At 51.9% G+C, this 11,586-nt stretch carries 7 protein-coding genes and 1 pseudogene; 4 read left to right on the forward strand and 4 right to left on the reverse strand.

What is annotated here, in order from left to right; translation table 11 throughout:
* Positions 1 to 669: 669 nt before the first annotated feature.
* Positions 670 to 921 (forward strand): annotated as a pseudogene (locus ABD843_RS16390) (T9SS type B sorting domain-containing protein); the annotation flags it as partial.
* A 118-nt stretch (positions 922 to 1,039) separates the two neighbouring features.
* Here ABD843_RS16390 and trhO read toward each other — a convergent pair.
* The 3 genes from trhO to ABD843_RS06570 all read right to left on the reverse strand — a co-directional run bounded on the left by trhO (position 1,040) and on the right by ABD843_RS06570 (position 5,175).
* A complete protein-coding gene (trhO, locus tag ABD843_RS06560) occupies positions 1,040 to 2,119 on the reverse strand; it encodes an oxygen-dependent tRNA uridine(34) hydroxylase TrhO (RefSeq protein ID WP_345080329.1) in 1,080 nt (359 codons plus the stop codon).
* A 103-nt stretch (positions 2,120 to 2,222) separates the two neighbouring features.
* Complete coding sequence (locus ABD843_RS06565) at positions 2,223 to 2,453, reverse strand: PspC domain-containing protein (protein ID WP_345080331.1); 231 nt, start codon at positions 2,451 to 2,453, stop codon at positions 2,223 to 2,225.
* A 64-nt stretch (positions 2,454 to 2,517) separates the two neighbouring features.
* Complete coding sequence (locus tag ABD843_RS06570) at positions 2,518 to 5,175, reverse strand: AsmA family protein (RefSeq protein ID WP_345080334.1); 2,658 nt, start codon at positions 5,173 to 5,175, stop codon at positions 2,518 to 2,520.
* A 148-nt stretch (positions 5,176 to 5,323) separates the two neighbouring features.
* Between ABD843_RS06570 and ABD843_RS06575 the strand changes: the two genes are divergently transcribed.
* On the forward strand, positions 5,324 to 5,548 hold the full coding sequence (locus tag ABD843_RS06575) for a VF530 family protein (RefSeq protein ID WP_345080336.1): 225 nt from the start codon (positions 5,324 to 5,326) through the stop codon (positions 5,546 to 5,548).
* A gap of 83 nt (positions 5,549 to 5,631) precedes the next feature.
* A complete protein-coding gene (locus ABD843_RS06580) occupies positions 5,632 to 7,260 on the forward strand; it encodes an acyl-CoA carboxylase subunit beta (protein WP_345080338.1) in 1,629 nt (542 codons plus the stop codon).
* Positions 7,261 to 7,341: 81 nt separating this feature from the next.
* Here ABD843_RS06580 and ABD843_RS06585 read toward each other — a convergent pair whose 3' ends face one another.
* Positions 7,342 to 8,496: a cystathionine gamma-synthase gene (locus ABD843_RS06585; RefSeq protein ID WP_345080340.1), complete on the reverse strand. Its 1,155-nt coding sequence runs from the start codon at positions 8,494 to 8,496 to the stop codon at positions 7,342 to 7,344.
* 372 nt (positions 8,497 to 8,868) lie between these two features.
* On the opposite strand from ABD843_RS06585, the gene ABD843_RS06590 reads away from it, so the two are divergent.
* A partial coding sequence (locus ABD843_RS06590; RefSeq protein WP_345080343.1) for a hypothetical protein occupies positions 8,869 to 11,586 on the forward strand: 2,718 nt, incomplete at its 3' end.

Consider the following 11,586-nt stretch of genomic DNA (forward strand, 5'->3'; position numbering starts at 1 on the left):
ATAGAAGCAAGGTTCGATACCGTATGGGGCAGGCACGATATATTCCTCACCATCAGCACATATCGTGGCCGCTGCGCTACTACAGAGATGGCTACCGTGAAGGTGATACCTGCACCAGATGCTCACCTCTACATCAAGCCCGATGTATGTCTCGGCGATACTATCTCCCTGGCCCTCAACAGCCATAGCGATAACTCGTACAGCTATATATGGACAGTAGATGGCCAGCCTATGAAGACAGCGCCCGGTATCAAGATCATAACAGCTAATGTGAACTCCGGTGGTCCTTACCTCATAAGCTGGGTAGATAGCGGTCTCCACATATTCAATGTGGTAGGTATCACTAAGGAGGGCTGTATAGCAGAGCCTACTGCCGATACCATCAAGGTACATACCCTGCCCGATCCGAGGTTCAGCATATCGCAGATACCTACCAAGTTCTGCGTAGAGGATAGCGTACTGTTCACTGCCAATGTGAAGGATTATGCCTACAACTACAAGTGGGAGCCCGAGCATTCGTTCTCTAACCAGAATAAGCCCGAGATATGGGGCAGGGTAGAGCAACTGCGCAGCAAGGTATCGCTTACTGTTACTGATGCCTTCGGCTGTCATGCAACGTACAGTAAGCAGATGAACCCTGACGAATGCTGTACCGTGAATATGCCTAACGCCTTTACACCTAATGGCGACGGCAAGAACGACAGGTACCGCCCCATATTCGATGGCTACAGGAGGTTCCATGTGTTCAGGGTCACCAATCGCTGGGGACAGACCGTATTCGAAAGCGCTAACTCAGAGCCTTCATGGGATGGAACCTTCAACGGTGTGCCACAGGATATGGGTACATACTTCTTCTACCTGAAGTATGACTGCGGTGGCAAGACACAGGAGACCAAAGGCGATGTGCTGCTGGTACGATAAAAGAAAGATAATAAATGGCCAATAATGATGAAGCCACCGCTTATACGGTGGCTTCATCATTTGTAATAAGCACGGTAGTGGGTAAAAGGCAGTAAGCATGAAAAGAAAAAGCGAACATTTACTGTTCGCTTTCGTCTTTAGGAGTTCTTTGTTCTTTCCATTCATCCCTATGCTTGCGCAGCGGGTGGTCTTTCGATTTGTTGAAGATCATCATGCCGTTCTCGCGGCCCGCCCGGCGTTCTCGCTGCTCGTCGGGTGTCAGGTCCTTCTCTTCATGGCATACTTCGCTGCAGCAGCCGCTATATTTAGCCGCACATGCCTCGCATTGTATGAACAGCAGGTGGCAGCCATCGTTCTTGCAGTTGGTATGCGTATCGCAGGGTGCGCCGCATTGGTGGCACTGGGCTATCACCTCATCGGTAATGCGCTCGCCCAGCCGCTCATCGAACACGAAATTCTTTCCCCTGAACTTCACAGGTAGTCCTTCCTCTTTTGCCTTACGCGCATATTCTATTATACCGCCCTCTACATGGAACACATTCCTGAACCCATTGTGCAGCATATATGCACTTGCCTTTTCGCAGCGTATGCCGCCCGTGCAGTACATGATGATGTTCTTGTCCTCGTTGCCCCGCAGCATATCTACAGCCATGGGTAGCTGGTCGCGGAAGGTATCGGAAGGAACCTCTATCGCATTCTCGAAGTGGCCCACCTCGTACTCGTAGTGGTTGCGCATATCCACTATTATGGTACCGGGCTTTTCCGCTAGTTCGTTGTATTCGCCGGCTTTCAGGTATTTGCCCGTGCGGCTCATATCGAAGGTGGGGTCGTCTATGCCATCTGCCACTATTTTGGGCCGCACCTTCATGCGCAGTACCCAGAAAGACCTCCCATCATCGTCCACAGCAATGTTCATGCGTATACCGTTCAGCTCGGGGGCTGCGGCATACAGCGCATCGCGGAAAGCCTCGTACAGGCTTTGTGGTACGCTTACCTGGCCATTGATGCCCTCGGCGGCTATGTAAATGCGGCCAAAGACCTTCAGTTCATTGAGCTGCACATAAAGTGCATTGCGGAACGCCGCAGGATCGGCGATATGAAAATACTTGTAGAAGGATACTGTGGTACGCGGCTCTGTCTCTGCCAGCATACGCTGTCTCAGTTCCTCATTGTTCACACGGTTGTGTAGCACTGGCATGGTGTACCTTCCTTGTTTTTTGGTTAAATGAGGTGGCAAAGTTACACCATTGCCCACAAATGGGGCTGATAATGGTCAGGAGGGGATGGCCGGGGCTGATAGATCAGAGGTATCGCAGCGGGTTGCGGCGGCTCTGCAGTATGTAGTGTTTCATATTCATCCAGAAGGCCAGCACCATATACACTATGATGGGCGAGCCCATGGTGAGAAAAGAAATGTAAATGAACCATAGCCGTATGCGCGATGTGGCCACCCCTATACGGTCGCCTATAGCATTACATACACCAAATGCACGCCACTCTATAACGTCTTTTATCTGATATAACCTGGACATAGGTATTATTCCTCTACAATTTTACAAGAAATAACCGTGCCAAATTCTCATGGCACGGTTATTTTTATTTGAATAATCCTTTCAATCCTTTCTTTGCCTTTTCGGCGGCATCTTTCACCGCTTCTTCGGGCTTCTTATCGCTCTGGCCGTTCAGTTGTTTCTTTATTTCTTCCTTGGCATCGTTCACCGCCTGTGTCTTCACTGCTTTCAGTGTGTCCTTCACTACGGTCTTCACGCTGTCCACGCGTTTTTCTATCTCCTTCTTTATCTCTTCCTTCACATTGTTCACCGCATTGTTGGCCGCGCTTTTCAGGTCGGTCTCTACCTTGGGTTTGGTCACGGTACCTGTCACATTCACCGCAAAGTTCACCTTATCGCCTACGGTAAGCGGTATACCTTTGCTTGCGGCCTGGCCTATGAGGTTGTTCACCATAGCATTGCCTGCACTGCCCAGCAGGGTGCGTGGCACCACTATATTGGCGCCGTACTTCAGGCTCTGGTCAAAGCCATGACTACCTGCTATCTCTGCCTCTATATCTGGCCCTATCTTCATTTTGTATGGCTGCACGGTCACACGGCCATCCTGGAACTCGAAGAACAGCTTCATATCCTTCAGCGCAATGGTCTTGAACTGGGTGAGCTTCAGCTTTTCGGCCAGTGCATCGGTAACGGGGAAGCCGCTCATTTGCCCGCCCAGTACCATCAGGTCGCCCTTGCCGCTGAGGCTGTTGATGTCAGGAGACATATCGCCATTCAGCTTGCCGTTCATGGTAAGGTTCGATGTTACCTTGCCCGATACATATTTTGCCGATGGCATCATCTTCTGCACCACCTCAAAGGCATTGAACGTCTTCTGTATGTCCACTGCCAGCATATTGTAGCTGAAAGCTATATCGGGCTTCTTTTTATCGGCCTTGGTGGCATATGAGCCGCTCATGTGCATCTCTCCATCCAGTGTTTTGCCATGTACATCTTTCAGGGTCACTGCCTGGTCGCGTATCACCAGTCCGCCGCTTACGCCGGTCAGCACTATGTTGTCATATTTCACGCTGCCAACGGTGGTAGTGAGCTGCAGGTCCAGGTTGCCAGGCACCAGGAAGGGGTCTGTAGCAGGCGGGGCCGCCGCTGCAGGCTGTGCAGGCGCAGGCTCTGTACCCATGAATTTGTTCACATCTACCTGGTCGGCCACAAGGTTGAAGGAGCCGGTAAGTGTCTGGTCGTTCATGGCATAACCTATCAGGTTGTCCACGCTGCCACCCCCGCTGAAGTTGGTCTTCATGTACTGGCCCTTCAGGTTGGCCACCGTAACGTTCTTTGGCGTAAAGGTGAGCAACAGGCTACTGATGGTAACACCATCAGGATAGTCTTTCGATGCATAGGACACATTGCTAACGCTTATGGTGCCTGTTGCATCTATATTGTCCAATTGTTTCTTCTGCGCCTGCGCCATCGATCCCTTCACCGATACATCGGCAGTTATCTCGCCAGCCATTTTGGTGCCTGCCTCCAGTGCTACGAACTGGCTCACCCTGCCCAGGTCCACATGGCCTTTAGCAGCGGCATCTATCCACTGTTCGGTCATAGGGTTGCGCAGCAGCATTCGCAGGTCGAAGGGTTCTGCGCCCAGTTCTACATGGCATTTAGAGAGGTCTACTACCGTATGGTCGGTGACGCCATCGGGATTCGTTACCCTCAGTTTCACCTGTATGTTACTTACCTTTTGCGGCAATGCAGGATACTGGAACGAGCCGTTCTCTATACCCAGGTTCACCATATACGATGGCAGTTGAGATGCATTGTATGTGCCTTTTACAAAACCGTTCAGGGCCAGCTTGCCCGTGGTCTTCACGTCTTTGAAGTCGGCGGTATAGATGCCGGGCACCAGCGAGAGGATATCCTTAAAGTCGTTCGATGGTGTGCCGAACTGTATATCCATCAGCATATTGGTGGTATCGGGCATCTGTACCCAGCCCTTTGTGTAGAGTTTCAGGCCGTTGAGTTGTATCTTATCGGTATTGAAGGTATACTTGCTGTTCTTGTTGTCTATGCCCAGGTCCAGGTCTATCGATGTCTTTACCTTGTTCAGGTAGGGTACACCGCCATTGATGAAGGTGATGGCATCGGCCGTGGTCTTGGTAGAAAGCGTGAACGCATCGCTGGTAAAGTCGCCCGATCCGCTGTGGTCCAGGTTGTAAATGGTGGCGTGCATCTTGCCCTGTTTATCGTTATAGTCTATGAAGGCATGCTCTATAGTGTATTTGCGCAGCTTCATGGCAAAGGGGGCGCTCTCTTTGCTCTCGGGCTTTTCCGGCTCGGCCGATGGCTTGGCTATGTCCCAATTGGCCCTGCCGTCCTCCAGCACTATGGCATGTATGCGCGGTGTTTCCAGGCCCAGGTTCAGTATCTCGTACTGGCCGTTCATGGCCTTCATCAGGTCTAGCGCCACATCTATGCTCTCTGCGCTTACCAGTGTATCGCCTTTAAAGGCATCCACACCTACTATGCTCAGTCCCTTTATGCTCACCGACAGGCGGGGGAAGCTGCGCAGTATGGATATATCCACATCTTTGAAGTCGGCAGTGGCGTTAAGCTGCTTGTTCATCTGCTCCTTGGCCACGGCCATTATCTTGTCTTTGAAGAAAACAGGTATGATGATGGCGGCCGCAAGCAGCAGAACGATGAGTATGCCCAGAGTGAGCAATATGCGCTTTACTATCTTCATAAAAAGTATGTGATCGTTAGGGTGTAAAAATAGCATCAATTGACGACAGATGCTGATATTTATGCGTTAACGAAGATCTATAAAAGCCGGGCATTGTCTGTTCTACAGCGAATGATGCAGTTCTGTTCGGCAGGTGTATCTTTACCCTATGCCCGAAAAACAGAAGAACAACCCCCTGCACGGCATAACGCTGGAAGCAATACTGCACCACCTGGTGGCGCATTACGGATGGGAAGAGATGGACCGCCGTGTGCGCATCAATTGTTTTCACGAGAACCCCAGCATCAGTTCAAGCCTCAAATTCCTGCGCAAGACCGAATGGGCCCGCAAAAAGGTAGAGGCTCTTTACCTGGAAAGCGTAGAGGAGAAATAATAATGTTAAGCACAGGCACGCTCTATTTGAAATTAGCATAACCCGTGCATTTCCTTATTTTTACCACTTAATATACATACACAATGGATCTTGAATTCAACAAGAATGATGATGAGATGCGCCTTGCCATTAGCGAAATGAAACGCAGGCATGGCATCATAAGCATGGGTGGCGGAAAGAAGGCAATGGAGAAGGCAAAGGAAAAAGGCAAGATGTCGCCCAGGGAGCGTATACAATACCTCATAGACAAGGACAGCAAATTCACAGAGATAGGCGCCTTTACAGGCTATGGCATGTATGAAGAGCATGGCGGCTGCCCCGCAGGCGGCACCGTGGCCGGCCTGGGCTATGTATGTGGCCGCCAGTGCGTGATAGTGGCCAACGATAATACGGTAAAGGCGGGAGCATGGTTCCCCATCACGGGCAAGAAGAATCTGCGCCTGCAGGAGATAGCCATGGAGAACCACCTGCCCGTGATATATATAGTGGACAGCGCAGGGGTGTACCTGCCCATGCAGGACGAGATATTTCCCGACAAGGAACACTTCGGTCGCATATTCCGCAACAATGCGCAGATGAGCGCCATGGGCATCACCCAGATAGCGGCTGTAATGGGCAGTTGTGTGGCAGGTGGTGCCTACCTGCCTATAATGAGCGATGAGACACTGATGGTAGAGGGCAATGGCTCTATATTCCTGGCGGGGCCATACCTGGTAAAGGCAGCCATAGGCGAGAATGCCGACCAGCAGGACCTGGGCGGCGCCAAGATGCATACCGAAGTGAGCGGCATTGCCGATTACAAATTCGATACCGAGCAGGAGTGCCTGGACCAGGTACGTCGCATAGTAGATAAGATGGGCGAGCAGCCCCGTCGTGGCTACGACCGCGTGAAGCCCGAGATGCCTAAGAAAGAGCTGACCGATGTATACGGTATCATATCGGTAAAGAACAACAAGCAGTTCGATGTGGTGGATGTGATAAAGTGCATAGTGGACCGCTCAGAGTTCGACCAGTTCAAAGAAGACTATGGCAAGACCATAGTGTGCGGCTATGCGCGCATAGATGGCTGGGCCGTAGGTATAGTGGCCAACCAGCGCAAGATAGTACGGAGCGGCAAGGGCGAGATGCAGATGGGCGGCGTGATATACAACGACAGTGCCGATAAGGCGGCACGCTTCATTATGAACTGCAACCAGAAGAAGATACCGCTGGTGTTCCTGCAGGATGTAACGGGCTTTATGGTGGGCAGCCGCAGCGAGCAGAGCGGTATCATAAAAGATGGCGCGAAGCTGGTGAATGCCGTGGCCAACTCTGTAGTGCCGAAGATCACCATCATTATAGGCAACTCTTATGGTGCAGGCAACTACGCTATGTGTGGCAAGGCATACGATCCCCGTTTCATATACGCATGGCCCAATGCCAAGATAGCCGTGATGGGTGGCGAGCAGGCCGCCAAAACTTTGCTGCAGATACAGGTAGCATCGCTGAAGGCGAAGGGCGAGGTGATAGACCCCGAAAAGGAAAAAGCACTACTGAAGGAGATAACCGATAAGTACGATACGCAGACATCGGCCTACTATGCTGCAGCCCGCCTGTGGGTAGATGAGATAATAGACCCCGCAGAAACGCGCCACGTCATATCAGAAGGCATCAATGCCGCCAACCATTCTAAAGACGAGAAAGAGTTCAAGGTAGGTGTGTTCCAGGTGTAAGGAATAAGTTGGATCCGTATAAATGAGCGGGCCCGGAACACATGTTCCGGGCCCGCTCATTTATACGATATAAAATAGGAATTACCCTATGGCCTGGCGCAGGTCTTCTATCAGGTCGTCCTTGTCTTCTATACCTACACTGAGGCGTATGAGAGAGTCCACAAGGCCGTTCTTCACACGGTCTTCACGGGGTATGGATGCATGCGTCATAGTAGCCGGATGGCCTATGAGCGACTCTACACCACCCAGCGACTCGGCTAGCGAGAAGAGCTTTGTTTTGCTCAGTACGCTTATGGCCGCATCTATGTTGTCATCCTTCAGTGTAAAGGATATCATGCCGCCGAAACCGCGCATCTGTTTCTTTGCTATATCGTGGTTCGGATGATCTTCAAAGCCGGTCCATATCACCTTGCCTACCTTCGGGTGCGACCGCAGGTAGCGTGCTATGGCCTCACCGTTCTCACAATGGCGCTGCATGCGCACATGCAGTGTCTTTATGCCGCGTAGCACCAGCCAGCAGTCGTGCGGGCCGGGCACCGCACCGCAGCTGTTCTGTATGAAGCGCAGTTTTTCTTCCAGTGCGCTATCGTTCACCACCAGGGCACCATGCACTACATCGCTGTGGCCGCCAAGGTATTTGGTGGCAGAATGCAGCACTATATCGGCACCCAGGTCCAGTGGGGTTTGCAGGTAGGGCGATGCGAAGGTATTATCTACAACCAGCAGCAACTTGTGCCTGCGGGCTATTTCGGCCGATGCCGCTATATCTATCACATTCAGCAACGGATTGGTAGGTGTCTCTATCCACAGCATCTTGGTATTGGCATTCACATACTGCTCTATATCGGCCGCATTGTGCATGGATATAAAGTGGAATTTGATGCCATAGGTGGCGAATACCTTGGTCATGATCCGGTAGGTACCACCATACAGGTCGTTCGATACTATTACCTCGTCGCCGGGCACCAGCAGTTTCATCACTGCGTCGGTAGCTGCCATACCACTGCCAAAACTCAGGCCATATTTACCGTTCTCTATAGCGGCAAGTGCGTTCTGCAGCACAGTGCGGGTAGGGTTCTGTGTGCGTGCATATTCGTATCCCTTATGATCGCCTGGTGCAGCCTGTACATAGGTTGAGGTCTGGTAGATCGGGGTCATTATGGCGCCTGTCGTAGGGTCTGGCTCTACGCCTGCGTGTATCAGTTTTGTTTCCAGTTTGTAGTTGTTGCTATTCATTTTCCGATGTGTAAGAGGACAAAGGTAGCAGTATCTATATACTTCTCACAAAGTGCTTACTTGTCATGTATATTGATATGACGTATTTTTTAATGTCTCATTTTGTATTTAAATACATGAATTATGTTTAATGCAATTCGTGTTTAATTGAATGGTAAAGTGATTTATTTCAAAAAATATATTTTCGGTTACTAACAAGGTGTGAAAGAAAAACGCCAGTTTACTGTGATAATTTGATCAAAAATTAACGATCTTGTATTTTTTCCGTATTTTCAATAGTGCTTTTTATTATTTGCCTGGTCAAATAATGTAAGAGGAGATCAATTTTCAATTGAGATCATAAATAGGCATATCAACATACAAAGTGATAAAATGAAAAGAGTTCTATTCAGTTTTTTTGTTTGTCTTGGTGGTGTATTCAGTAGTATCGTCGGATATGGACAAACACCATCACTTTACAATTTTTCCGCGTTCTCTAGCCCTTATGTAAGTATCGCCGGTACAGGAACTCCTGCTTCTATCAGTGCAGATGATATCACACAGCAGAATATCCCTATAGGTTTTACATTCAACTATTGCGGCACCAACTATTTTCAGCTTGCTGCATGTTCTAATGGCTTTTTGAATTTTGCCAATTCCATTGATGACCCCTTTACCAATATCCTTGCTAATATCGCTACTACAGGCTGGATATTACCTTTCTGGGACGATCTGCATGGTGGTGGTCATGTGGCATACTATCAGACCACAGGTGTTGCCCCCAACAGGATATTCACTTTTGAGTGGAACAATTTTCACCATTGGTCTACAGGTGCTGCAGGCGGTAATGCCAATGTGCAAGTGAAATTATACGAGAGCTCCAATGTAATAGACTTTTGTTATGGTGTCTTTTCACTTTCCTGGCCTAGCGATCCCGGTGCGACCATAGGCATTACCAACAGTGGTGGTACTCCGGGAGTGAACAGAAGAACGCTGCCCAATTTTGGTCCTTCTCCCGCTCCTGTCGGCCCATTTCAGGTAATAGCCGCATATCCTGCCAACAATCAGGTGTACAGGTGGTCGCCCTGTTCTGCTACTGTCTCTGCCTCGAACAGCGGACCTGTATGTCCCGGCGGCTCTGTGACGCTTACTGGTGTTGCGGGCGGTGGCGCTACATCTTATGTATGGAGCGGCCCCGGTGGTTTTTCCTCTACCAGCCTGGTGACAACAGTGAGCCCAGCCGTTGCAGGTACCTATACCATAGTTGTATCCAATGGCACCTGTACCACCAGCACTACCACGGTAGTAACGGTGAACCCTGCGCCTGCGGCCTTCACTATCACCCCTTCGGTGGTGACGATGTGCGGACCTGCACAGGCTTTGAATGCGCCCTCGGCCGTGGTATGGACGGCTGTCGCAGGGCTATATACGGATCCTGGCGCTTCAACGCCCTATACGGCGGGTTCGCCTGTTTCAACGGTCTATGCTGCGCCTGCGGCAACAACGGTATATACCGCGACAGCGACACTGGGTAGCTGCACTACACGTGCTACGGCCACGGTGAACGTGAGCACGGCGGTGCTGCCTGTGACAGGCACGCCTACGGTATGCGTGGGCAGTACAACGACACTGTCGAGCCTGACGCCGGGAGGCGTATGGACGAGCAGCGACGGTAGCGTGGCGACGGTATCGGGCGGCGTGGTGACGGGTGTTGGCCTGGGTGCCAGCGCCGGCGTGGTCAACATCACCTATACGGTAGGGCCATGTTATGCGATACGGACAGTGACGGTCTACCCATCGCCCACGGCGATAAGCCCTACGCCGCCCTCTGTATGCCTCTCATCTACGGTGACGTTCACAAGTACACCTGCGGGCGGTACCTGGAGCGCAAGCGCGGGCACGGGTTCTGTAACGGTGACGGCAGGTGGCGCTACTACGGGCAGCTCGCTGGGCACAGCGGGGCTGACCTACACATTGGCCACAGGCTGCCGCTCTACAGCAGTAGTGACGGTGAACCCTAACCCTACGCCGATAGTAGGCCCTGCGAGCATGTGCATCGGTACGACGACGACCTTTACGAGTACACCTGCCAGTGGTTTCTGGTCGATAACGCCGGGCGGTCCTGCTACAGTAGGAGTGCTGAGCGGTGAGGTGACGGCGGGTGGCCCTGCGGGTACTACGATACTGACGTATACGGCGGGCGGCTGCCGTGCCATGCTAACTATAACTGTGGTAGCGGCCCCCGGCCCTATAACGGGCCCGGCGAGCGTATGTGCGGGATCGTGCGCTACCTATGTGAACAGTACGGCGGGCGGAACGTGGAGCAATAATTTTTCTGGAGTAGGCACGATAGGCGCATCGACAGGTACCTATTGCGGTGTGTCCGGAGGTATAGATACGATAAGATATTCTCTGAGCCCTGCCTGTTATATCACCCGTGCGGTAACGGTGACGGCAACGCCGCCTGCGCCTACGGGCACGATGAGCGTATGCGTGGGTGCGACAACGACCCTGAGCCATGTGACGCCGCTGGGCACCTGGAGCGCTTCCTGCCCTACCATACTGACGGTAGGCCTGGGTACGGGCGTGGTAACGGGTGTAGGCGCAGGTACCTGCGTGGTGACCTATACACTGCCAAGCGGATGCATCGCCACTACTACGGTGACGGTGAGCGATAACCCTGCGGGTATAACAGGTACACTGGGAGTATGCCAGTACGCAACGACCACGCTGGGCAGCTCTACACCGGGCGGTACATGGAGCAGCGTGACAGGAGCTGTAGGCACCATAGGTTCTACAAGCGGTATATTGTATGGTGCCAGCGGTGGTACCACCACTATATCGTATACATTGGGCACCGGCTGTTATACTACGGCCACCGCCACTGTGACGGCAGCGCCACCGGCGATAACGGGCACCTTTACGGTATGCGCAGGTTCTACGACGGCGCTGACGAGCGGCCCTGTACCTCCCGGCTTCTGGGGCAATACGCCTACGACGACAGCATCGGTATCGGGCACGGGCGTGGTAACAGGCCTTGCCGCAGGCACCACCATGGTGACCTACACGACAACTACCGGTTGTTATGATACCGCTATAGTAACGATACTG

The sequence above is a fragment of the Nemorincola caseinilytica genome (genome assembly GCF_039540515.1).
In the GTDB taxonomy this organism is placed as follows: Bacteria; Bacteroidota; Bacteroidia; order Chitinophagales; family Chitinophagaceae; genus Nemorincola; species Nemorincola caseinilytica.